This is a genomic window from Pseudomonas paraveronii (assembly GCF_963681955.1).
GTDB classification, from domain to species: Bacteria; Pseudomonadota; Gammaproteobacteria; order Pseudomonadales; family Pseudomonadaceae; genus Aquipseudomonas; species Aquipseudomonas paraveronii.
Window position 1 is genome coordinate 3,890,680 of the sequence record NZ_OY817130.1, and the last position, 24,513, is coordinate 3,915,192.

Consider the following 24,513-nt stretch of genomic DNA (forward strand, 5'->3'; position numbering starts at 1 on the left):
CCGAACCCACGAATTTCCTGAAAAGAGTAGTACACATGACTCAAGTCAAACTGACCACCAACCACGGTGACATCGTCATCGAACTGAACGCCGAGAAAGCGCCAATCACCGTCGCCAACTTCATTGAATACGTGAAAGCCGGCCACTACGAAAACACCGTTTTCCACCGTGTCATCGGCAACTTCATGGTCCAGGGCGGCGGTTTCGAGCCTGGCATGAAAGAAAAGAAAGACAAGCGCCCAAGCATCCAGAACGAAGCGGACAACGGCCTTTCCAACGACAAATACACCGTCGCCATGGCCCGTACCATGGAGCCGCATTCGGCCTCCGCGCAGTTCTTCATCAACGTCGCCGACAACGCCTTCCTCAACCACAGCGGCAAGAACGTGCAGGGCTGGGGCTACGCGGTGTTCGGTAAAGTCACCGAAGGCACTGACGTCGTCGACAAGATCAAAGGCGTTGCCACCACCAGCAAAGCCGGCCACCAAGACGTGCCAACAGACGACGTGATCATCGAGAAAGCCGAGATCGTTGAGTGATATTGCTGATTTCAGACTTGCATCTGGAAGAAGATCGCCCGGACATTACCCGGGCGTTTCTGGATTTACTCCACGGCCGCGCCCGTGGCGCCCAGGCGTTGTACATCCTCGGGGACTTCTTTGAAGCCTGGGTTGGCGACGATGGGATCACCCCTTTCCAGCGCTCGATTTGCGCGGCCCTGCGCGAGTTGAGCGACAGTGGCACACCGATTTTCATCATGCATGGCAACCGCGACTTCCTGATCGGCAAGGCGTTCTGCAAAGCTGCGGGCGCCAAGCTGCTCAAGGACCCGAGCGTCGTGCAACTCGCCGGCGAGCCCGTGCTGTTGATGCACGGCGACAGCCTCTGCACCCGCGACGTCGGCTATATGAAGCTGCGGCGCACCCTGCGTAACCCGATTGTGCTGTTTATCCTGCGTCACCTGCCCTTGCGCACCCGCCACACACTGGCGCGCAAGCTGCGCAGCGAAAGCCGGGCGCAGACGCGGATGAAGGCCAACGACATTGTCGATGTCACCCCCGAGGAAGTGCCGCGGGTGATGCAGCAGTTCGGCGTGCGCACCTTGGTCCACGGCCATACGCACCGCCCCGCCATTCATAAGTTGCAGATTGGTGACCAGGCGGCCAAGCGCATTGTGCTGGGGGATTGGGACAAGCAAGGCTGGGCATTGCAGGTGGATGAGCAAGGGTTTCAGTTGGCGGCGTTTGACCTTGTGAACCCGCAACTGGCACTTCCCGGCGCCTGATCAACTGTGGGAGGGGGCTTGCCCCCGATGGCGGTGTATCAGTCAGCCTGTTTGAGGCTGCCCCACCGCTATCGGGGGCAAGCCCCCTCCCACAGTTGATTGCATTCCAACCCTGGCTGATTGCATTCCAGCCTTGGTTGATTGCATTCCAGCACCGGCTGATTGCATTCCAACCTTGGTTGATCAGTGCCCTGATGCAGCCGGCCCTGCCTTCGCGGTGAACGGCGGCTTGGCCAGCCACACCAGCAGCATCAAGCCCATGAACATCCACCCCAGCAACGTGAAGTAATCCACGGTGGACATCATGTACGCCTGGCTGGTGAGGATCTGGTCCAACTGCGCATAAGCCTTGTGCCCTGCCCCACCGAGTGCTTCCAGTGCATTGCGGGTGGCCGCGTCATAGGTGGTCATGTTCTCGCTCATGTACGCATGGTGCTGGTCGGCGCGGCGAATCCAGATCCAGGTGGTCAGCGAGGCCGCGAAGCTACCGCCCAGGGTCCGCAGGAAGGTCGCAAGACCTGCACCGTCGGCGATTTGGTGCGGCGGCAGGTCGGACATCAGGATGCTCAAGGTCGGCATGAAGAACAGCGCCACGCCGATGCCCATGAACAGCTGCACCAGGGCGATATGCTGGAAGTCCACCTCATTGGTGAAGCTGGCGCGCATGAAGCAGCTCAAGCCAATCGCCAGGAACGCCAGGCCTGCCAGCAGGCGCAGGTCAAACCTGTGCGCATACTTGCCGACAAACGGCGACATCAGCACCGGCAGAATACCGATCGGTGCTACCGCCAGGCCGGCCCAGGTTGCGGTGTAGCCCATCTGGGTTTGCAGCCACTGCGGCAGGATCAGGTTGATGCCGAAGAAGCCCGCGTAGCCGAGGACCAGCACGATGGTGCCGATGCGGAAGTTGCGGTAGGCGAACAGCCGCAGGTTGACCACCGGGTGTTTGTCGGTCATTTCCCAGATGATGAACACCGCCAGGGCAATCACCGAAATCGCCGCCCCCACAATGATGAAGTTGGACTCGAACCAGTCCAGGTCGTTGCCCTTGTCGAGGATGATCTGCAACGCGCCGACCCCGACGATCAAGCTCAACAGCCCCACATAGTCCATCGGCTGGTAGCTGGTGACCACCGGGCGTTTCTTCAACTGCGAACGCACCACCATCACCGCAAAGACGCCGATGGGCACGTTGATGAAGAAGATCCACGGCCAACTGTAGCTGTCGGTGATCCAGCCGCCGAGGATGGGACCGGCAATCGGCGCCACCACCGTGACCATCGCCAATAACGCCAGGGCCATGCCGCGCCTCGCCGGTGGGTAGACCGCGATCAGCAACGTCTGGGTCATCGGGTACAACGGCCCGGCCACCAAGCCTTGCAGCACCCGAAAGCCAATCAGCTCGGGCATTGAAGTGGAAATACCGCAAAGAAACGAGGCCAGCACGAACAGAATGGTGGCCCAGAGAAACAGCTTCACCTCGCCAAAGCGTCGGCTCAACCAGCCGGTCAACGGCAAGGCAATGGCGTTGCTCACCGCGAACGAGGTGATCACCCAGGTGCCCTGCTCCGAACTCACGCCGAGGTTGCCGGAGATGGTCGGCAACGCCACGTTGGCGATCGTGGTATCGAGCACCTGCATGAAAGTCGCCAGCGACAGGCCAATGGTGGCCATCAACAAGCTGGGCGGCGAGAAGGACGCGTTATGGCTCATCAGCGTTGCACAGCCTTGGGCGCGGCGAGGCTGTTGTCATGAATCAACTGAGTGATCATGGCGTCAGCCTCGGCCAATTGGCGGTCATACACGTTGGTGGTGAACGAGGCCTTTTGTGGCGCCTGTTGCGCCAGCACCGGGCCGCTCTGGTCGTGCAGGTCGACGTTGACCAGGGTGCTCAAGCCCACGCGCAGCGGGTGCTTGGCCAGTTCTTCGGCATTGATATGGATGCGCACCGGCACCCGTTGCACGATCTTGATCCAGTTACCCGTGGCGTTCTGCGCAGGCAACAAGGCAAACGCACTACCGGTGCCGGCGCCGAGGCTGTCGATGGTGCCGCTGAACTTCACATCACTGCCGTAAATGTCCGCTTCGATGTCCACCGGTTGGCCGATACGCATATTGCGCAGTTGGGTTTCCTTGAAGTTGGCGTCGATCCACAGCTGGTTCAGCGGGATCACCGCCATCAACGCCGTGCCCGGCTGCACGCGCTGGCCCAGTTGCACGGTGCGCTTGGCTACATAGCCGGTGACGGGGGCAATCAAGGTGCTACGCGCATTGGCCAGGTAGGCCTGGCGCAGTTGCGCGGCGGCGGCTTGCACGTCCGGATGGGACGAAATCACCGTGTCATCCACCAGCGCGTTGCTGCTTTTGAGCTGTTGTTCAAGGTTGGTCAGGGCGTTCTTGGCCGCGGTCAGGCTGTCGCGGGCGTGGGACAGTTCCTCCTGGGAAATCGCCCCACCCTGGGCCAGGGTTTTACGCCGATTGAAGTTGTCCTGGGCGGTTTGCACATCCGCCTTCTGCGCATTGACCTGGGCTTTCATGCCATCGACGTTGCTGTACAAACCCCGCACCTGGCGCACGGTGCGGGCCAGGTTGGCCTCGGCACTTTGCAGGCCGACGGCTGCGTCGTTGGGGTCGAAGTTGATCAGCACCTGGCCTTCGTGGACCAGGTCGCCATCGTCGGCGCCGATGCTGACCACGGTGCCGGTGACCAGCGGGGTGATTTCCACCACGTTGCCGTTGACGTAGGCGTCGTCGGTGCTTTCATTGAAGCGGCCGTAGAGTTCATACCAACCCCAAACCCCGACGACGCTGAGGATGACGATCAGCGTCAGGCCGATCAGCATCACTTTGCGTTTGCGTGGGTTGTTATCGGGCTTTCCCGTTGCGGTGTTGCTTTCGACAGTAGCCATGTCAGTCACCTCAAATTATTCCGTGCGTGTAGCTGGGGTGGTCGATGCCACATTTGCGGCGTCGTAGCCGCCACCCAGGGCTTGCATCAGTTGGATCGACAGGTCGATTTGCGCGGCATTCAGGGTCGCTAGCTGGCGCTGGGCTTGCAGCAATTGCTGCTCGATGCTGAGCACGTCCAGGTAGTTGCCGATCCCCGAGCTGTAACGCTGCATCGCGGTGTCGTAGGACTGCTGGGCAATGTCCGCGGCGTGTTGCTGGGCCTGGATCTGCCGACCGGTTTCGCGCAGTTGTGAAAGGCTGTTGCCAATATCGCCCAGGGCTTGCACCAGGGTTTTGTTGTACTGGGCCACGGCCAGGTCATAGTCGGCATCACGCGCATCGAGGTCGGCGCGCAGGCGACCGCCGTCGAAGATCGGCAGCGAGATCGTCGGCGCAATGTTGAAGAAGCGGCTGGCCGAACCGAACATCGCATCGCCCAGCAACGACTCGGCCCCGGCGCTCGCGCTCAGGTTGAGGTTGGGGTAGAAGTTGGCCTTGCCGGCGGCAATGTTCTTGCTCGCCGCTTCCACACGCCAACGTGCGGCGATCAGGTCCGGGCGACGGCCCAGCAATTCGGCGGGCAGCACCGAGGGTACGGCGACGGCGCTGGGCTTGAGTACCGCCGGGCGCGCCAGTTCGTTGCCGCGGTCCGGGCCTTTGCCGAGCAACACCGCCAAGGCGATTTTTGCGCTCTGCAGTTGTTTTTCCGCATCGATCAGTTGCGACTGGGAGCTGGCTTCCAGGCTTTCGGTCTGTTGGAACTGGTACTGACTGTCGATGCCCGAGTTCAGGCGGCGCTGGCTCAGGTTGAGCATTTGCCGGGTGCGCTTGAGATCGTCATTGGCCAGGTCGCGCACGATATGCGCCTGGCCCAGGTCGCTGTAAGCCTTGGCCACATCGGCCGCCAGGGTCAGGCGCGCGGCCTGCTGGTCGACTTCGGCGGCCCGGGCCTGGCCCAACGCGGCTTCCCAGGCAGCACGCTGGCCGCCCCAGAGGTCGAAGTTGTAGTTGAAGCTGGCGCCGATATTTCGCACCGTCGAGTAGGCATCGCCCTGCCCCAGCGGGTCCTTGTCTTTCGCCAGGCGCGAACGGCTGACACCGGCGCTGGCGTCCAGGGTCGGCATGCGTGCGGCGTTCGCCGCATAGGCGGCGGCTTCGGCCTGGTGGGCACGGGCGCTGGCCACTTGCATGTCGGGGCTGTTTTGCAGGGCTTCCTGGATCAAGCCGTCGAGTTGCGGGTCGCCGAGGCTTTTCCACCAGTCGGCGCGGGGCCAGGCGGCGCTCGACAGGGTCACGCCGGTCAACGACTGACCGGTCTGCAGGGTGTTAGCGTCGAGGCGTTGGCCCTGGGTGTCGAGGCCGCTGAAGTTGGCGCAACCGGCCATGCTCATGGCCGCCAGCACCAGGCAAAGGGCACGTGTGTTCATGCTTTACCTACCCGCTGAAGGGTGATGGGATCACCGGCAGCTATGAGCATTTTCTTGAGGATCTTTTCCAGGGTTTGCAATTCACCTGGCTCCAGTGCACCGGCCAACTGGTTCAATGCCTCGGCGCCGATGTACGGCAGCCTGTCCGCCAGGCGCTGGCCGTCATCCGTCAGCACCAACTGCACTTGGCGGCGGTCCAGCGCCGAACGCTTGCGACCAAGCAGGCCTTTTTGCTCCAGGCGATCGAGCATGCGGGTCATCGAACCGCTGTCCAGGGACAGGTGGCGGCACAGTTCCGCCGGGGTGTCGACACCGAACTGCGCCATGATGATCAACACCTTGAACTGCGCGGCGGTGATGCCGTGCGGCTCCATATGGGTGTCGATGATCTTGTCTTTAAGGATGGCGGCACGCCCCAGCAACAGCCCGAGGTGGCAGTTGTGGAAGTTGTCCGGGGTGAAGTGTTTCATCGGAAGTCACCTTATTACTGCCTAGGCAGCGAATGTGTGACGAGATATTACTGCTTAGGCAGCGAATGTCAAATGAAATGATTAGCTTGCTTGGTATGTGCGAGCGAGCAAGCCCGCTCGCACTTTTTCATCGAGGGCGGATCTAGAAATCCCGCTTATAGAAAATATCCAACGAACTGGCCACACCGCTGGCCACCTCCAGATACACCTTCTTGCTCAACAGGTAGCGCAAAGCAATGGTGCTGGCCGGCTCGAACACCCCAACCCCATAACGCAGGCTGAGTTTCTCCGAGATCTTGCCGCTGGCGACCACGGCGGTGTTGGTGCCGCTGCCTTGGGTATCGAGTTCGAAATCCTGGATGCCGAGGTTCTTGGCAATGTCCGAGGTCACCCCGGCACTGCCCATCAAGCCCAGGCCCAGGGCGGCTTGGGCGAGCATATTGTTGTCTTCACCGGTGGTGCTCAGCGGACGGCCGAGCACCAGGTAGGACAGCGCCTGCTCCTGGCTCATGGCCGGCTCGGAGAAGATCTGCGTAGTGGGCTGTTCGGCGCTGCCGCTCAAGCGGATACCGGCGACGACATCGCCGGTCTTGCGGATCGCTTCGATATCCAGATAAGGCTGGTCGAGCGGCCCGGCGAACAGCAAACGCGCACGGCGCACATCCAGCTTCTGGCCGTAGGCACGGTAGCGGCCGTCGTTGAGCCACAGCTCGCCGCGGGTGTCCAGGTTGTCGCCGATATGCACATGCCCCTGCACTTTGGCGGTGAGGCCGAAACCCGAAAAGTTGAGCTGGTCTTCACCCACCGCCACGTCGATATCCATCGCCATTGCCATCGGCGGCTTGCCCTCTTCGGTCTGGCTGCCGACGATCACCGTGTCATCGGAGACCTTGACGGTCGACGGCGGCAGTTCGCGCACGGTGATGTCACCGCGCGGGATCTGCACCTTGCCGGCGATCGCGAGCTTGTCGTTCTTCAGACTGATTTTCAGGTCGGGCGCGACTTCCAGCACCGCGTAAGGCTCGACGGTGACCGGCAGTTGCGAGCCTTGCAAGCTGAGGTCGACCACCAGGGCGCGCCCCCAGTCGATATGACCCTTGAGGCTGCCCTGCCCGGCCTTGCCGCTGCGCCAGCGGCCATCGAGTTGCACGCTTTCGCCAGCAATCAGCGCCTGCACGTTCAAACCTTCGAGGCTGATGGGCAGTTCCGGTCCGGAAATCTCGCCGCCCACCAAGTTCACGTTGCCGTTGACCAGCGGCGCCAGCAGGCCGCCGGAGATGCGGCCAGTACCGTTGAGCTTGCCGTGGAGTTTTTCCACCATCGGCACAAACGGCCGCGCCACAGCAAGGTCGAGACCGGTGAGGCTGAAGGTGCCGCTGATCGGCTTGTTTTTCGCCAGCGGGTTGATCTGTGCCTGCAACAGCAACTCACCGAGTTTGCCGCCCTGGAAGTTGAGCCGGGTGTCGATGCGCTTGGGGTTGAGAGTGGCGTCCAGTTTCAGCGTGTCGTAGGGGAAATCCAGCCACTGGTGCTTATCCTTGACGCGCAAAATGCCGCCGCTGGCATCCACCGCGATCACGCCTTTGGGGCCGCTGGCCGGTAGGTCGAGCTGTACGTCGGCGTTGAGCGTGCCCTGCCAGGCGAAGTCCTTGGGCAACCAGGCGGCCAGGCTGTCGATGGGGAATTGCTTGAGGTGATAACGCAGCTTCGGCTCGGGCATCAGCCGCTGGTCTTCACCGCACAGGCTGGCCGTGCCTGCGACCCAGCAGTGAGCGGCGAAGGTCAACTTGCCATCGGCCAGCCGCTCGATTTTCGCCGGGGCCTGCAGCTTCCAGTCCTGGCCACCGGCTTGCACGTCGCCGCTGGCCAGGCGCCCACGCCAGTTGCCTTGGTCGAGGTTGCCGTCCAGGGCCAGGGCCAGCTTGACCAGTGGGCCGGCCAGATCCAACTGGACCTTCTGCTGCCTGACATCGCCCTGGGCGCTGGCAGTCAGGGTGCCGACTTGGGTGTCGCCGCTTTGGATGCCGCTGCCCTTGAGGTCGATCTTCGCGCGCTGGGCGTTGTCGAGCGTGGCGTCGAGGCTCAGGCTTTGCAGGCGATTGTCGGCAAACGCCAGTTGCTGGCCCTTGAGGTCGAGTTTGCCTTGCGGCGCTTTGAGGCTGCCGGCCACATCGAGTCGGCCATTGACCTGCCCGCGCAACTGCGGCCACAGCTGGGCCAGGCGCGTCAGTTTGATATCGATCTGCCCGGCCAGGCGTTGTTGCAGGCTGCCGCTGCCGTTGATGCGGTTGTCACCCAGGCGGATATCCAGGTTGGCCAGGGTCCATTGCTCGCCCGCGCCTTCGGCCTTGGCGGCCAACACGGCGGGCTGCCCGCGAAGACGGCCCTTGAGGTCGAGGTCGGCGTTCAGCTTGAGCTGTTCGTTTTTGAACTCGCCTTTGCTGCGCAGCGGTCCGGCCAGGGTGCCCGGCAATTCCGCGAGCCAGTACGCCGGATTCAGCGCCGACAGGTCGAGCGCCGTGTCCCAGGCGATGCCGTCGGCGAACTGCAGGTTAAGGTGACCCTCGGCCTTGCCTTGGCCGGCAGCCAGTTTCAGCTCGGGCAGGTACACTTGCTTGAGGTCGCCGCTGAACGGTGTGACCACATTGAATTTACCCGCGGGGCCATCGAGGTCGGCCTTGAGGTTGCCGAGGTAATTGCCGTCCTTATAGGAAATTTCGCCATTGAAGGTGCGCAAGATGACCTGCGGCTCGTCGATCACTGGGTAGAGGCGATGCCAGGGGAAGTCCAGCCAATCGATCTTGGCGTCGGCACTGAAGCCTTGTTGCCAGTCCAGTTGTGCCGTGAGTTTCAGGCTTTGTTTGTCGCCAGCCATCAGATCCAGGCCGGCGATCTGCGCGCCCTTGGCGTCCACCCGACCTTGCAGCAGCATCTCCACTGGGCCTTTTTCCGCTGGCAGTACGGCTTTGCCGAGCAATTGGTAACCGCTGTTCAGGTCGCCTTTGGCGGTCAGGTCGAGTTGATTGAGTTGCAGGGTGTCCGGCAAATCGGCGCTGGGTTTGAAGGCGTCGGCGGTGATGTGCAGTTGCGCCGGCAGGTTTTCCACCAGCGGCTGCAACTCGCCGCTGAGCTTGGCCGACAGGTAACCGCTGCTGTCGGCGTCGAGCTTGAGGGTCTTGAGCAAGTCGCCGTCGACCTTGAGCGCGACTGTCCACGGCGCGCTGCCTGGCGCGTAGGGCAGGCTCAGGTTGCCGCTGGCGGTCAACGGCCAGTCGCCGACAGGTTGCAGCAGGCCGGACAGGTCCAGCACGAGGTCGTCGCGTTGCAGGTGTACGGCGTCGATCTGCAGGCCGGCGGCGGTCCAATGTGCGGCCAATTGCAGGTCCTTGAGCTCTTCACTGCCATTAAATAGCAGGCTGCCGACGCGAACGTCGCCCAACTGGAGCGCAACCGGCAACTTCAGCGCCGGCAACTGAATCGGCCCGTTGCTCTCTTCCGTGCTTGGCGCAAATTGCAGGCTGACTTGGTCCACATCCAACCGATCAATGCACAGCGTCATGCGCAACAGGCAGGCTGGCGACCAGTCGAACGTCGGCGCGTTGAGCTCGACACGGTCGCTACCCTGCTGCCACACCAACCGCTCGGCACTCCACTGACCGCCCAGACGGCCCTGGAAATTGTCCACGTTCAAGCCCGGCACCTGGCCCAACGCCCAACGGCTGCCCGCCTGGGTTCCGAGTACCGTCCACAACGCCAGCAACACCACGGCCAGGAGGGCGACGGCAACCAGCCCGGCTCTTTTCAAACCACGCATCACAGCTCAGGCCCCATGGAAAAGTGCAAACGAATACCGCCCGGGTCTTCCAGGGCATGGGCCAGGTCGAGGCGAATCGGCCCGACGGGGGACACCCAGCGCAGGCCGACGCCCACGCCGGTTTTCAGGCTTGGCATTTCCAGGGTGTTGAAGGAGTTGCCCTGGTCGATAAAGGTCGCGATCCGCCATTTTTCGGCGATGGAATATTGATACTCAGCGCTCAAGGCCACCATGTAGCGGCCACCGATGCGGTCGCCGCGGTCGTTCTCCGGCGACAGGGTCTGGTACTCGTAGCCACGCACGCTCTGGTCGCCGCCGGCAAAGAAGCGTAGCGACGGCGGCACCGACTTGTAGCCGTTGGTGGCACTGCCGCCGATCTGCGCCCGCCCGAGGAAACGGTGCTTGTCCCACACGGTGGTCAGGCCTTTGACCATCGCCGTACCGTAAAGCAGGTTGGTGTCGGAGCCGAGACCTTCCTTGGCCAGCTTGGTGTCGAATTGCAGGTGGTAGCCGTGGTGCGGATCGATGCGGTTGTCGCTGCGCAGATAGGAATAGCTGAGCCCCGGCATCAGCAGGTTGCTGAGGCCCGAATCGTCGCCCAGGCGATACTCCTCACGCTGCCACTTGAGGGAGACCACCCGGGTCCAGCCGCTGGGCAACTTGCTGTGCCATTCCGGGCCGAGGGTGAGCAATTTACTCAGGGTGTCGGTGTTGGCCAGCTCTTCATTCTGGTAGCCGCCGGCGAAACGCAGCTTGTCGGTAAGCGGTGGGTCGAGCGGGATGTCGTACCACAGGCCAACGTTCTGCCGTGGCGCCGACAGTTCGGCTTCCCAGCCGTAACTGTGACCCTGGGGGTTGACCCAGTGGCGCGTCCAGTTGGCCTTGCCCCGCGGGCCGACGTCGGTGGAAAAACCCAGGCCCAGGCCCATGGTGCGTGGCTTGCGGGTTTCCAGTTGCACCGCGACCGGGATCACATCGTTGGCCGACGCAGCCGGCGCGGCGTCCACCCGCACGCCCTCGAAAAAGCCGCTGCCTTGCAGGTTCTGGTTCAGCTCGGCGATCAGTTCGGAATCGTAGGGCGCACCGTTTTTGAACGGCACCATGCGCTGCAGCAGCTCTTCATCAAAGGGCGTATTGCCGGCAAAGCTGACCTTGCCCAAGGTGTAACGCGGGCCGCTGTCATACACCAGTTCGATATCGGCGACGCCCGCCTTGGGGTCGACCGACAGGGTCTGGCGGGTAAAGCGCCCACTGAAGAAACCGTAGCGCGAGGCCTGGTTCTGGATCAGGCGCTTGGCGTCTTCGTAATGGCCGTGGTTGAGCACGGCACCGGTTTGAAGGTCGTGACTGGCGGGCACACGAAAGGCTTTGAGGGCCGCCGCAGGGCCATCGACCCGAAGGGTCACGTTGCGCAAATGCACCGGTTCCCCGGGGTCGATGGTGAGGGTCAGGCGCGGGTTCTTGCCGCCCTGCACATCACTGCTGATCTGCGGCTGATAGAAGCCCAAGGCCTGGGCCGCTTTGCGCGCCTGCTCTTCGGCGCCACGGCTGAACCGCAGCAACGCTTCTTCATCGCGATCGCCTACCCCGCCGATGTAGCCTTCGATGTTGGCTTTCAACGCGTCGTTTGAGGGTTTGACGCGTACGTCCAGTTCGCTTTGCGCCAAAGCGCCGCAGCTTGTGAACAGCAGAATCAAGCCGCTGGTAAATCTTCCTGGAAACTTCATAGGCGCGGATGCTACACGAGCTGGAGAGACTCTTTGAACTCAGATTTATCTGAAAATCCTGACTCAAGTCGTTACAGCCTGTAACGGCTGTGGATTGGCATGAAAAAACACATGCTCCAGGATCGGTCCTACAGCAACTTCGCCGATCTCCTCATAACCCTGACGCTTGTAGAACTCCAAGTAACGCGAATTGCCGGTATCGAGCACCACGCCGGACGAATGCGGGTCCTCGGCGCACCAGTTGTGTACCGCGCCGAGCAGTTGCTCACCGAAGTGCTTGCCTTGGAATTGCGGGTGAATGCCCAGCAACGGCAATACATGCACCGACTCGCTGGGCAGGCACGCCAACACCGCTTGGTGATAATCCAGGTAACGCCGCGTACCGCGCACACCGGTGCTCAACCACATGCGCAATTGCCAGGCCCAGCTCTCGGTGATGCCCAGGCGCCGCTGGGGCGGCGCGATCAACGCAATGCCGATCAAGCGGTCGTCGACGAACAGGCCGATGGCAGGAAGTTTCTGAAAGAAATGCTGCTTGACCAGCTCGCGCACGGTGGCACGCACCCGCTGCTCATACCCCGAGCGCTCAGCTTCGAAGATGTAGGCGAACGTCGGCTCATGGCGATAAGCCTGGTACAGCAGGGAGCGTGCTTCGCTGGAATAGTCGCTATTGAGCAGACGGATTTCGGCAATCGCAGTTGAAGTGTCAGGCATACGGTGAATCTCCCTGGGCGCCATTCAAAAGACGGCGTTCTTATGGGTACGAACTTACGCAGCGCAAGTCGTTCCCAGACATTAGCAGCGCATCCGTCCTACCGCCACGCTGGCCCCCGTCCGACTTGTCGGCTAGCATCGCCCTTTTGCCAGACTGGACAGCCGACCATGAAAATCGTCTCTTTCAATATCAACGGGCTACGGGCTCGCCCGCATCAGTTGGCGGCGCTGATTGAAAAGCATCAACCCGATGTGATCGGCCTGCAGGAAACCAAGGTCCACGACGACCAGTTCCCCCTGGCCGACGTGCAGGCCCTGGGGTATCACGTGTACTACCACGGCCAGAAAGGCCATTACGGTGTCGCCCTGCTCTCGCGCAAAGAAGCATTGAGCGTACACAAAGGTTTTGCCAGCGATGAAGAAGACGCCCAGCGCCGCTTTATCTGGGGCACCTTCGCCGATGCACAGGGCAACCCGGTCACCATCATGAACGGCTATTTCCCCCAAGGCGAAAGCCGCGACCACCCCACCAAGTTCCCGGCCAAGCAGCGCTTCTACGCAGACTTGCAACAGTTGCTGGAAAGCCAGTTCAGCAGCGACCAGGCGTTGGTGGTGATGGGCGATGTGAATATTTCCCCGGAAGACTGCGACATCGGCATTGGCCCCGACAACGCCAAGCGTTGGCTGAAAACCGGCAAGTGCAGCTTCCTGCCGGAAGAGCGCGAGTGGATGGCCCGCCTGAAGAACTGGGGCCTGGTGGACAGCTTCCGCCACCTCAACCCCGACGTGACCGACCGTTTCAGTTGGTTCGACTACCGCAGCCGTGGGTTTGAAGATGAGCCCAAGCGTGGCCTGCGTATCGACGTGATCCTGGCGTCCAACGGCTTGCTGCCCAGGATCAAGGATGCGGGGGTGGACTACGAACTGCGCGGCCTGGAAAAACCCTCGGACCATGCGCCGATCTGGCTGGAATTGAGCTGATTTCAAGTACGACGCGCTTAAACCATGTGGGAGCAAGCGCCCTCCCACATTTTTACAGTTGAGCGTCAGTCATATTACTGAAACCCAACTGACTTAATCTCGCAGCACTCCCTTTGCCTCGAGACGGTGCCGGCATGATCCCGCGCGTTCTGTTACTGCTGACCCTTTTTCCCCTGTTTGCCGTTAGCGCGCCGCTGCCCGTTCCCGATCAAGGCCCCGCCTTGCGCATCCAGGGCTCCAACACTATTGGCGCGGCGCTTGGCCCGGCGCTGGTCAAGGGGTTGATGGAGCAGCAGGGACTGCAAGGGGTACACGCTGAACCCGCCGAAGGCGCCAATGAACTGCGCGTGATCGGCAAGACTCGCCAGGGCAAGACGCTGACCATCGAGGTCGCGGCCCATGGTTCCAGCACCGGGTTTGCCGCGCTGCACAAAGCCAGCGCCGACCTTGCCGCCTCATCCCGCCCGATCAAAGACAGCGAACTGGTGGACCTCGAACCCCTGGGCGACCTGAAAAGCCCCGAGGCCGAACAGGTGATCGCCATCGACGGCCTGGCCATCATCCTCAACCCACGCAACCCGCTGAATACGCTGAACACCGAGCAACTGGCGCAGATTTTCAACGGTGAGATCAGTACCTGGGAGGCACTCGGCGGCATCGGCGGAGCGATTCATTTATATGCACGGGATGACCGGTCGGGCACCTATGACACGTTCAAGGACCTGGTGCTCAGCCGTCGCGGCAAGCCCCTCGCCGCGTCGGCCAAGCGCTTCGAGGCCAGCGAGCAACTGTCGGATGCGGTGAGCCAGGACCCGCAAGGCATCGGCTTTATCGGCCTGCCCTATGTGCGCCAGGCCAAGGCGGTGGCGATCGTCGACGGTGACTCGCAACCGATGTTGCCGCTCAACAGCCTGATTGCCACCGAGGACTACCCGCTGTCGCGCCGCCTGTTCTTTTACCTGCCGCCGACCACACACAACCCGTGGGCCAAGGCGCTGGTGGACTTTACCCAAAGCAGCAAGGGCCAGGCGATCGTGGCGGCCAACGGGTTTATCGCGCAGCGGGTCCAGGCGATGGGCGTGGAGCCGCGCCCTTCGATGCCCGAGGACTATCAGGCAATTGCCCGCGAGGCCCAGCGCCTGACGGTGAATTTTCGCTTCGAAGAAGGCAGCGCCAGCCTGGACAACAAAGCGCGCCAGGATGTGCAACGCGTGGTGGCGTATATAAAAAGCCACGACAAGCTCGACAAGCAGGTGACGCTGGTGGGGTTCGGCGATATCAAGAATGACCCGCAACGCGCGGCGCTGTTGTCCAAGCTGCGGGCGATGGCGGTGCGTCGGGAACTGGTCAAGAACGGCGTGGTGCTGCGCGATATTCGCGGGTTCGGCGCGCAGATGCCGGTGGCGGCAAATACGGCGGATGAAGGCCGGATCAAGAATCGGCGGGTGGAGGTGTGGGTGTACTGAGGTTTGGGTTTGGTGTTGTTCGCACGGGCCTCGTCGCGGGCAAGCCCCCTCCCACAGTCGACCGAGTTGTGCATGAGAACGCGGTCCAGTGTGGGAGGGGGCTTGCCCGCGATAGCAGGCGACGCGGTGTTACTACCCGCCGCGCATCAGCTCTTTAGGCACATACTTGCCAATCTCGAACTTGCCGATCGCCGCACGGTGGACTTCGTCCGGGCCGTCGGCCAGGCGCAGGGTGCGTTGCATGGCGTACATGTAGGCCAGCGGGAAGTCGTTGGAGACGCCCGCGCCGCCATGGATCTGGATCGCGCGGTCGATCACCTTCAACGCCACGTTCGGCGCCACGACCTTGATCTGCGCGATTTCGCTTTTCGCCACTTTGTTACCCACGGTGTCCATCATGTACGCCGCCTTCAGGGTCAGCAGGCGTGCCATGTCAATTTCCATCCGCGAGTCGGCGATCTTGTCGATATTGCCGCCCAGGCGCGCCAACGGTTTACCGAACGCGGTGCGGCTGACGGCGCGTTTGCACATCAGTTCCAGCGCGCGCTCGGCCATGCCGATGGAGCGCATGCAGTGGTGAATGCGGCCAGGACCAAGGCGCCCCTGGGCAATTTCAAAGCCACGGCCTTCACCCAGCAGGACGTTTTCATACGGCACACGCACGTTATCGAACAGCACTTCGGCGTGCCCGTGGGGCGCATCGTCGTAGCCGAATACCGGCAGCGGGCGCACGATTTTCACGCCAGGGGCGTCCACCGGCACCAGGATCATCGAGTGCTGCTGATGGCGCGGCGCATCGGGATTGCTCAGGCCCATGAAGATCAGGATTTTGCAGCGCGGGTCACAGGCGCCGGAGGTCCACCATTTTTTGCCGTTGATTACCCACTCGTCGCCCTGGCGCTCGGCGCGGGCAGCCATGTTGGTGGCGTCCGAGGAGGCCACGTCAGGCTCGGTCATGGCGAAAGCCGAGCGGATCTCGCCGCGCAGCAGCGGTTCGAGCCAGCGCTGTTTCTGTTCGGCGTTGGCATAGCGCACCAGCACTTCCATGTTGCCGGTGTCCGGCGCGGAGCAGTTGAACGGCTCCGGGCCCAGCAGCGAACGGCCCATGATTTCCGCCAGCGGCGCGTATTCAAGGTTGGTCAGGCCGGCGCCCAATTCGGATTCGGGCAGGAACAGGTTCCACAGGCCTTCGGCTTTCGCCTTGGCTTTCAGCTCTTCCATGATCGCGGTGGGCTGCCAGCGGTCGCCTTCGCTGACCTGGCGTTCGAACACCGGTTCGGCTGGGTAAACGTAAGCGTCCATGAACGCAGTGACGCGTTCACGCAGTTCCTGAACCTTGGGCGAATAGGCGAAATCCATGAGCAGCTCCCTTCTTTGAGAGGTTGTTTAGGTCATGCAATCGATGCTAGAACAGCGTTGATAATTTACCTAGCCTATTCTCGGCGTGTATTAACATTCATCACCGATATATGATCGGGGCATGGCCACCTAACAATAAGAGCGCAACGAAATGAATCTGAGCAAGGTCGACCTCAACCTGTTTATCGTCTTTGACGCGATCTACACCGAAGCCAACCTGACCCGTGCCGGGCAGATTGTCGGCATCACCCAACCGGCGGTGTCCAATGCTCTGGCACGCCTGCGCGAGACCTTCAACGACCCGCTGTTCGTGCGCACCGCCCAAGGCATGGTGCCCACGCCGATGGCGCAGAACATCATCGGCCCAGTGCGCAATGCGCTGTCATTGCTGCGGGTGTCGGTGCAGGAAAGCCGGATTTTCAACCCGCAGCAGGCGGCCAAGACCTACCGCATCAGCATGACCGACTTGACCGAGGCGGTAATCCTGCCGCTGCTGTTCCAGCGCCTGCGTCGCCTGGCGCCGACGGTGGTGATCGAGAGCTTCCTGTCCAAACGCCGCGAGACCACCAAAGAGCTGGCCGCCGGGCGCCTGGATTTTGCCGTCGATGCGCCGCTCAACACCGACCCGCAGGTGCGCCACGTCAAGCTGATGGAAGACCGCTACGTGTGCGCCATGCGCAAGGGTCACCCGATGGCGGGCAAGGCTACGTTCAGCCTGGATGATTACCTGTCGCTGACCCATATCCATATCTCCAGCCGCCGCAACGGCCTGGGCCATGTCGACCTGGCCCTGGGCAAGATGGGCATCCAGCGCAAGATCGCCCTGCGCTCCCAGCATTACCTGATGGCCTCGCAAGTGTTGCAGCAGACCGACATGGTGATGACCGTTCCCGAACGCTTCGCCCGCCGTCATGAACTGCACTGGTTCAATCTGCCGGTCAACGACGTGCCAGCGGTGGAAACCCACCTGTACTGGCACGAAAGCACCGACCAGGACCCGGCCAACCGCTGGATGCGTGAGCAAATGATCGAGTTGTGCCAGCAGGTCACAGCCCATGAAAATAAGCTGGATAAACAACAGGCCTGAGGTTGAAGAACGCCCCCTGTGGGAGGGGGCTTGCCCCCGATGGGCTGCGCAGCGCCCCTTGACGTTTACGTCAACCTGCCATTAGCTTAGCGCCAAGACCTTCTTGAGCGCCCTCATGAGCACGACCTACAGCATTTCCGACCTCGCCCGCGAGCTCGACATCACCACCCGCGCCATTCGCTTCTATGAAGAACAAGGCCTGCTGGCCCCGGAACGCCGGGGCCAGGAGCGCATCTACTCGGCGCGGGACAAGGTCAGCCTCAAGCTGATCCTGCGGGGCAAGCGCATCGGTTTTTCCCTGGCCGAATGCCGTGAACTGATCGAACTCTACGACCCCACCAGCGGCAACCATATCCAACTCAACAGCATGCTGGTGAAGATCGCCGAGCGTCGCGAACAGTTGGAGCAGCAGTTGCTGGATATCGAACAAATGAAGCTGGAACTGGACACCGCCGAAGAGCGCTGCACCCAGGCCCTGGCCGAAACCATCCAAGGCCAGGCTGGCCGTTGATCATAAGGTAGTTGCCATGTCCCTCCCCTCCCATGTGCGCCTGGTCGAAGTCGGCCCGCGCGACGGATTGCAGAACGAAGCCCAACCCATCAGCGTGGCCGACAAGGTGCAGTTGGTGGATGCCTTAAGCGCCGCCGGCCTGAGCTATATCGAAGTCGGCAGTTTTGTCTCGCCTAAATGGGTGCCGCAGATGGCCGGCTCCGCCGAAGTCTTTGCGCAGATCCAGCGCAAGCCCGGCGTGACCTACGGCGCGCTGGCGCCGAACCTGCGCGGTTTTGAAGATGCGCTGGCCGCCGGGGTCAAGGAGGTCGCGGTGTTTGCCGCCGCATCCGAGGCGTTTTCCCAGCGCAACATCAACTGCTCGATCAGTGAAAGCCTGGCGCGCTTCGTGCCGATCATGGCGGCCGCCAAACAGCAGGGGGTCAGTGTGCGCGGCTATGTGTCCTGCGTGCTGGGGTGTCCCTATGAAGGCGCGGTCGCCCCGGAACAAGTGGCGGCGGTGGCCCGCGAACTGTTTGCCATGGGCTGCTATGAAGTGTCCCTGGGCGACACCATCGGCACCGGCACGGCGGGGGCCACGCGCCGGTTGTTCGAGGTGGTGGGCGCACAGGTGCCACGGGACAAGTTGGCGGGGCACTTCCATGACACCTATGGCCAGGCCGTCGCCAACGTCTATGCCAGCCTGCTGGAAGGAATCAACGTGTTCGACAGCTCTATCGCGGGCCTGGGCGGTTGCCCCTACGCCAAAGGCGCCAGCGGTAACGTCGCCACCGAAGATGTGGTGTACCTGCTCAACGGCCTCGGGATCGAGACCGGCATCGACCTGGAGCGATTGATTCTCGCGGGCCGGCAGATCAGCGACGTACTCGGCCGACCCAGCGGCTCGCGCGTTGCCAGGGCGCGTAACGCCAGTTGAGTAGCTTAGCCGTGACAATGTGTTACCGCAGGCTGGCCGGACGAGTAACACGGGAACATATTTTCCCGCGTTTACCGTAGGCCATTTCTCACAAAAAACTCAAATCATTGATTTTAAACGATTTTTAAAAGTTGGCACGGCTTCTGCTATCTCTATGGCATAACAAGAATAAAAAGCGCCAAACCTAATAAAAATAAGACGAAACGACTCTGACATAACAAAAACAACACGGCAGAGACGCAGCTAACAGATTTTTTTGGAGAAGATGTGCTTCGCAGGGTACGGCTTGCCGAAACCCGCAACCGGATAGAGAACAATAAAACTACCTCAGGTAGCTACCCACTGGTTGGATCGCGTGCGAAGAAGCAGATCAGCGCTCAAAAAAATACGTTTGCTCTTGACCCTGAATGGGGGTCGCCAAAAACAGCGGTAAAGGGTAACGGTTGCTAAAAACAACAATAGACCGCCCCTCAATAATAAAAAAAGAGCACGTAACAACAAATTAAAGGGGACCTTAGGGTCCCCTTTGTGCTGTCTGCACCCTTCGTTCAGAGCGATGTCCCTTCCATGGCCGCAAAGTTATTGAGCACCTTGCGCGTCAGGGCTTTCAGCGCTCGTTGTTCCAGCTCCCGTCGCTCCCACCCCAATAGGCTGAGCTCGCTCTCGAAAAAGGCACTTTGCATCGAGCCGTCCACCAGAATGTCAGCCCGACGCTGGCCCAATAGGCCCGCCAACCGGTCGGCCACCGCGTCATACTTTATCTGCCACTGATTCCTTGTGCTCTCGTCCGCGTCGCTGAGCGGCTCTCCTTGCAGATCCGAAAGCTCAAACAACGCAGTGCTTTTCTGCTCGATCAGATCAACCGCCGGCACCATCAACGCCTTGAGGGCTTGCGGGTATTGGGTGCGCAGGTGTTTCTCCCAGAACATGCGTCCGACAAAAAAGACTTCCTCGGCAGCGGCATTACCCTCATCCCTCAGCACTTGCGCATAGGCCTCATCAATCGCCGCCTGACTCACGTTCGCCTGCTCGAAAAACAACATGTCCCGGGATATGACCGGCAAGTCCAGTTTTTCCGCCAGCCGGGTCCGATACGCGAGGATCACTTCGACCTGCTCGGTAAACCCCGGCCCTCGCGACGCGACATCCCGTTGGGCAATGGCGTCCACCAGCGTTAACCGGAACAACCTCTTCGCCGTGGATATCAGCGGCCTCTCGGCATTCTGCGCGCCCGCCAACTCAAGCGCCCTGGCTGCCATCAGCTCACTTTCAAGGTTCATGAACTCGACCGAGCTGCCATCGCCACAGGTGACTCGGTCGTCGGCAACCGCGAATAACGACTCGCGAATCTCTTGGCTTTCACTCGCCGCCTCCAGCATGTCCCACACTCGCTGCGCCAGTGCCGGGCGGGTCACTTCGCTGACGTATTCGGCACTGCGGGTGGTGTCGGCCAATACCGTAAAAAAATCGGCCGACTCAGGGCTGGCCCTGAGTCCGTCCCACACACCACCACGCCGCACCTGCTCTGCGGGCGAAGCCCCCTCCAGCCACAAACCGCGTGCTTCGTCCACGGAGATGTGCTCACCCCATTGCGCCGGGCTCATTGGCCTGTCCAAACGAAGTCGCTCGAGGGTAGCCGCCGACAGAGGATTGTCATGCACGTTGATGCGCTCCAGATGCTCGTAAGCGTATTCGGGCAACTGGGTGATCCGGTTCGTATGCAGGTCGATGTGGGCCAGGTGCGGCACCCGTTCGGCCCCCACAGGAAACCTGATGGTGCCCGTATTCGGTAGATAAAGTTGATTCAGATTTCGCAAGCCGCGCAGATCGGCCTGCCATCCCAAGCGGGAATTATCCCCCAGATTCAGAATCTTCAAGCTCTGCATAGCCTCCAGGCGCACGCGGCTTTGTTCGGTCAGTTGGATATCATTTCGACTCAGGTTGAGCTTGGTCAGCCCTGCTCCGCCATTCTTGAACTCCGGCAGTTGCGTAAGGTTGTTCTCGCTCATGTTCAGCCAGCGCAATCCGCCAAATGCATTCAGAAAAGAAGAGGTGCTGTCCGAAAGCCCCATCCGACGTAACACCAGGCGGCCCACATGGTCCATGTTCGCGGTGATCGCCGGCAGTTCGCCGACCACCTCATCCGACAGATCCAGCACGTGACCGATCGGTGTTTGATCCCCTGCGAACGCCTGTGCGGAGCCTCGCCGCCAAGCGTTCTTGATCGCGCCCGCGACTCGGCGCCTGGTCATTGCGTAGCCTGAGCCCGCCTCCTGCTGCCAACTGACCAGCGTCCTGTCCAGTTCTGCGAACTCCACTTCCAGGTGAGTCAGCCTCTCCAGAAGCGTGGCGTCGCCGGCGCCTAGAAGGCCAAGCATTGCCTCGACCTCTTCCAGGGACTTTGATGGATAGAGCGACATCGCTTTCATCTTACAAACAAACGGCCGCCCGTCCGCGCCGCCCACCGGACTTAGCGGATAACCGATGCGTCCGTCGGCCAGGCGCATCGGTGATTTGAACCCCGGCCTGATTGTTTGCAAACCAAGCGCACGCCGGCTTGCCTGTTCGCTCAGTGGCAGTTGCGTAAGCCGAACTTTCAGGGTTTGAGTAGACGTCTCGAACGCTGACCAAGTGGTGAACTTACCGCCGCTGCCTAACCAGAGCACACTGAAAAAGGCGTTCTCGCCTGTGCCCCGGTACACAAGGTCTTCCGCCGTGCGGTAGAGCGTCCACTCCTTCATGTCGGTGCAGATCAGGCGAAATCGTGTGGGGGCGCTCACATCTCCCACCTGGTCCAGTACAGGGCCATCGTTCGTATCCGCACGCAACTCAATACACGCATCACTCAAAAATCCCGGTAATGAGGCCAGTTTGTGCAGGGCCAGACGCACGCCGTCCATCGTGAGTTGATTGCCGAACAGAAGATCCGCATGCGCCCGCATGACACGCGCCTTCTGCGCGTAGTAGCGCGCCTCCTCAGCCAAACGCAACGGCAAGCGTGACGTAGACGTCATGCTTGCCAACTCCCGGCTGCTGGCATGGATCACTATTTGCTCGGCAGCCAGTTTAGGCACACCGGGAACGCTGCTCTGGATCAACTGCACGTTTGCATCACCGGAAACTTCACCGGCCGACATCTCCATATTGAACAGCTTGCCTCTGTTGCTTTTGGCTAATTCCAGCAAATAGTCGCGGTATCTCAATGCCCTGCCGGCAGGTGTACGCCGTTTTAGCATCTCCAGTTCGAGCAGGGAATCGAGCGTTGGGGCGGCGGCGCCAGCAGGTTGATGTGCCGGTGGCCGACGGAGCGCTTCGATGATAGGCCGAGTCCTGCGCTCAATCAGTTCTTCATTCAACAAGTGGCGTATTTCGGGCTCGCTCAACTGGTTTAATAATGTAGGAAAGAGCAGGCCGCTCTGGACCTGCTCATGCTTGAGCGTGACCACCCGAGCGGGGTCCGTCACAGGGCCGGATCTCCACACCTGGTTACCCCCTTCATCAACGGCCACCAGCACCCGCGATTCAGGCCACCGACCACTGTCAATCAACAACCTGACTTGCATAAACCAGTCGACCCGGGCAAAAACCTCAGGATCCGAGTGTCCCAAGCGTTCGATAAAGGCCTGTTGCCTGGCGTTGAATTCAAATCGCCGGAGCATGTCCTTGAACAGTGGCGCAGGCTCCCGATGCTCGGTAAATACCTGACGCAACTCGTCATCCGACACACCGCTCATCGCTCTGGCGTGCTCAAGCTGGCTATCGCTCAGGTGATCGACTGTATGGCCGATACGACGCAGCAGGGTCTTGCGATCCCACGTCAACGGCTGTTCAAACTCATGCACCCAGGCCCCCTCATTGTTGTGACGCAGCCGTGGCGCATAACGTGAATCGCCATCGGGGTGAAGGAGCTTGAATTCGTGTGCGGTGTCGCTGGCCTCAACCTTGTAGTACCCCCCATCCGTTGCCGACAGGTACAGGCCTCGTTCATGCACATAGAGCCCCTGGGCGTTCGCCTTGAGCCCGTCGGGCAACGTAACCTGGTGCAGGTATTCCCTCGGCTTGAAATCATACAAACGTGTGCGTCCACCGAACTCCACATGCACCAGACGTTTGACAAATGCCGTGTCTTTCGCCGCCATCAGCCCCACGGGTACCGCCAGCATCGCCAGGTTGAGCCCCACCACCGAAAAATGCGCCCAGGCCGCTTGAGCATCGTCTTCAGACCAGGCTTCAATCCCTTCACCGATCTCATAGACCATCTGTACGGCCGCGACGACCAACATGACTTCACCGAGAAACGGCACCACCGCAGAGGCAAGATTGAGAATATCCAGCGCCGTACCGCCCCACGACCAGAGCCAGGCCTTATAAGCCCGATCAGTGACGTCCTGAGTCGACACCGCACAGGAACTGGCATTGTTCATGATCATCTGGATGCGCTGCTTCGCGCAGTCCATCCACATATCTCGCCACGACGTCGCGTAGGTTCCCTGGTGATTGATCCGGCCTTTTTTGGCAGGGGCAAAATCGTCGCCGTCGGAGTAGGCCGCATCCGGATCGAGCAAAGCTTTGAGTTGCGTAAAGAACCCGTCCTGATGGGCAAGCGGCACGAACTGACTGAAGAATTTCCGGTAGTCGGCACCACACAAGCGTGTCGTCAGGTGGTCGGTAAAGGCCGCAATGTTGCTATAGGCTTTGAGCGGATGGAGGGGATCGCCAGGGATGTACACCATGCACCGTCGCGGCAAGAGTTCGGCATTTCTCAGGTTGGCGCGCCATATGACCGGTCCGATGATCAGGATGTTCTCGAGAACGAAGGTGCATAACCGCAGCGGCGAAAATTTTACCGTCTCCTGTGCTTGCTTGGCCCCCAACTGGTCAATCAAAATGTCCTTGATCAGTTGGTAATCATCGGGCTGGATGTCGCCCTTCATCAAGGCAATCTCGGCTGCCAGCTCCAATTGATGCCGATGGCTGATGATCAGGTTGCTGTACAGTTTGCCAATCCGTCCTTGCGTTGCGTCTGTCTGTATCTGGCTATTGATAAAGGCTCGTACATGTTCGTAGTACGAGTGCCCCAGATCCAGCTCCCTGCACAGTTGGGCAAACTCATGGGCCTTGATGCCCAACTTCGCCACCCGAACGTTTCCCGCCGGATGAAGCCTCGTGCTTGAATATTGGTAAAAGTTGTATCGCGTGAGCAGGTGACAGTCCTGGCAAACCGGCTCGATTGCCTCGTCCGGGGTGAAGTTGTTCAGCGCTGCCTCCAGCAGGCTGATTCCGCGGTAGAAATAGTACTCCGAGGCCAATTCGCTGACGCGGGTGGTCAGGACCTCATTGGGCTCGGTGCTGCATTCTTTCTGCTCCATCTTGCGGGCATAAAACACCGCTCTGACGTCCAGCCGTTGGCCGAACTTTTTTTCGATTGCGGCCACCAACAACGGCTCGGCATACTCCGTCGGCCCTTGCAGCCCACTGAACATTTGATCCACCTGGTTCAAGGAGTGCCTGCTGCGCGTGTGGACGGCCTTCATGCGGTCCCTCGCACTCGTCGAGGCTTTTTTGTACCAGGGGGGAATATTCAGGCCCAACGACGCCAACTCGGTTTTGCGCTCATCCAGCGCCTCGGTGTACCAGTCTGGGGTGTTGCTCCTGATTACCTGCACATGTGGGCTCTGCTCATCAGGAACCGGGCGTGCGCGCGGGGTAATTGTGCTGCCTGTCATCGTTACAACCTTCAAGTGGCGAAATAATCCGCCACTTTAGGTAACGCGTGTCAGCGGGAAGCAGTAGGCATGTACCTCAAT

At 60.9% G+C, this 24,513-nt stretch carries 16 protein-coding genes; 7 read left to right on the top strand and 9 right to left on the bottom strand.

Features of this window, described 5'->3' with window-relative positions:
- Positions 1 to 35 precede the first annotated feature (35 nt).
- Both U5A08_RS17815 and lpxH read left to right on the top strand, forming a co-directional pair.
- Complete coding sequence (locus tag U5A08_RS17815; protein ID WP_253396825.1) at positions 36 to 539, top strand: peptidylprolyl isomerase; 504 nt, start codon at positions 36 to 38, stop codon at positions 537 to 539.
- Positions 536 to 1,285, top strand: coding sequence for a UDP-2,3-diacylglucosamine diphosphatase (lpxH, locus tag U5A08_RS17820; RefSeq protein ID WP_321847754.1), 750 nt, complete (start codon positions 536 to 538; stop codon positions 1,283 to 1,285). Before U5A08_RS17815 ends, lpxH begins: the two co-directional genes overlap by 4 nt.
- Before the next feature lie 183 nt (positions 1,286 to 1,468).
- Here lpxH and U5A08_RS17825 read toward each other — a convergent pair whose 3' ends face one another.
- The 7 genes from U5A08_RS17825 to U5A08_RS17855 all read right to left on the bottom strand — a co-directional run bounded on the left by U5A08_RS17825 (position 1,469) and on the right by U5A08_RS17855 (position 12,386).
- Positions 1,469 to 2,998 (bottom strand): DHA2 family efflux MFS transporter permease subunit, encoded by a 1,530-nt coding sequence (locus tag U5A08_RS17825; protein ID WP_321847756.1) that lies wholly within the window; start codon positions 2,996 to 2,998, stop codon positions 1,469 to 1,471.
- Positions 2,998 to 4,194, bottom strand: coding sequence for an HlyD family secretion protein (locus U5A08_RS17830; RefSeq protein ID WP_321847758.1), 1,197 nt, complete (start codon positions 4,192 to 4,194; stop codon positions 2,998 to 3,000). Before U5A08_RS17830 ends, U5A08_RS17825 begins: the two co-directional genes overlap by 1 nt.
- A gap of 15 nt (positions 4,195 to 4,209) precedes the next feature.
- Positions 4,210 to 5,661, bottom strand: a complete 1,452-nt coding sequence (locus U5A08_RS17835) for an efflux transporter outer membrane subunit (protein ID WP_321847759.1) — start codon at positions 5,659 to 5,661, stop codon at positions 4,210 to 4,212.
- The gene (locus tag U5A08_RS17840; RefSeq protein WP_253396835.1) at positions 5,658 to 6,131 is read right to left on the bottom strand and encodes a MarR family winged helix-turn-helix transcriptional regulator; all 474 of its coding nucleotides are present in this window, start codon (positions 6,129 to 6,131) and stop codon (positions 5,658 to 5,660) included. The genes U5A08_RS17835 and U5A08_RS17840 overlap by 4 nt, the downstream gene beginning before the upstream one ends.
- 142 nt (positions 6,132 to 6,273) lie before the next feature.
- Positions 6,274 to 9,945, bottom strand: coding sequence for a translocation/assembly module TamB domain-containing protein (locus U5A08_RS17845; RefSeq protein WP_321847765.1), 3,672 nt, complete (start codon positions 9,943 to 9,945; stop codon positions 6,274 to 6,276).
- Positions 9,945 to 11,672, bottom strand: a complete 1,728-nt coding sequence (locus U5A08_RS17850; protein ID WP_321847766.1) for an autotransporter assembly complex protein TamA — start codon at positions 11,670 to 11,672, stop codon at positions 9,945 to 9,947. Before U5A08_RS17850 ends, U5A08_RS17845 begins: the two co-directional genes overlap by 1 nt.
- Before the next feature lie 63 nt (positions 11,673 to 11,735).
- Positions 11,736 to 12,386: a GNAT family N-acetyltransferase gene (locus tag U5A08_RS17855; protein ID WP_253396838.1), complete on the bottom strand. Its 651-nt coding sequence runs from the start codon at positions 12,384 to 12,386 to the stop codon at positions 11,736 to 11,738.
- Between the two features lie 168 nt (positions 12,387 to 12,554).
- Between U5A08_RS17855 and xthA the strand changes: the two genes are divergently transcribed.
- Together xthA and U5A08_RS17865 are read left to right on the top strand one after the other, a co-directional pair.
- Positions 12,555 to 13,367 (top strand): exodeoxyribonuclease III, encoded by an 813-nt coding sequence (gene xthA / locus U5A08_RS17860; RefSeq protein WP_321847769.1) that lies wholly within the window; start codon positions 12,555 to 12,557, stop codon positions 13,365 to 13,367.
- Between the two features lie 134 nt (positions 13,368 to 13,501).
- The gene (locus tag U5A08_RS17865; protein WP_253396841.1) at positions 13,502 to 14,833 is read left to right on the top strand and encodes a substrate-binding domain-containing protein; all 1,332 of its coding nucleotides are present in this window, start codon (positions 13,502 to 13,504) and stop codon (positions 14,831 to 14,833) included.
- A 132-nt stretch (positions 14,834 to 14,965) separates the two neighbouring features.
- On the opposite strand, the gene U5A08_RS17870 is transcribed toward U5A08_RS17865, so the two are convergent.
- Positions 14,966 to 16,192: an acyl-CoA dehydrogenase gene (locus U5A08_RS17870; protein WP_321847770.1), complete on the bottom strand. Its 1,227-nt coding sequence runs from the start codon at positions 16,190 to 16,192 to the stop codon at positions 14,966 to 14,968.
- A gap of 151 nt (positions 16,193 to 16,343) precedes the next feature.
- On the opposite strand from U5A08_RS17870, the gene U5A08_RS17875 reads away from it, so the two are divergent.
- The 3 genes from U5A08_RS17875 (at position 16,344) to U5A08_RS17885 (ending at position 18,706) form a co-directional block, all read left to right on the top strand.
- Entirely contained in the window at positions 16,344 to 17,279 is a 936-nt protein-coding gene (locus tag U5A08_RS17875; RefSeq protein ID WP_253396845.1) for a LysR family transcriptional regulator, read from the top strand.
- A gap of 115 nt (positions 17,280 to 17,394) precedes the next feature.
- Positions 17,395 to 17,790, top strand: a complete 396-nt coding sequence (locus tag U5A08_RS17880; protein ID WP_253396847.1) for a MerR family transcriptional regulator — start codon at positions 17,395 to 17,397, stop codon at positions 17,788 to 17,790.
- A 16-nt stretch (positions 17,791 to 17,806) separates the two neighbouring features.
- On the top strand, positions 17,807 to 18,706 hold the full coding sequence (locus U5A08_RS17885; protein ID WP_253396849.1) for a hydroxymethylglutaryl-CoA lyase: 900 nt from the start codon (positions 17,807 to 17,809) through the stop codon (positions 18,704 to 18,706).
- A 548-nt stretch (positions 18,707 to 19,254) separates the two neighbouring features.
- On the opposite strand, the gene U5A08_RS17890 is transcribed toward U5A08_RS17885, so the two are convergent.
- The gene (locus U5A08_RS17890) at positions 19,255 to 24,432 is read right to left on the bottom strand and encodes an NEL-type E3 ubiquitin ligase domain-containing protein (RefSeq protein WP_321847773.1); all 5,178 of its coding nucleotides are present in this window, start codon (positions 24,430 to 24,432) and stop codon (positions 19,255 to 19,257) included.
- Positions 24,433 to 24,513 lie beyond the last annotated feature (81 nt).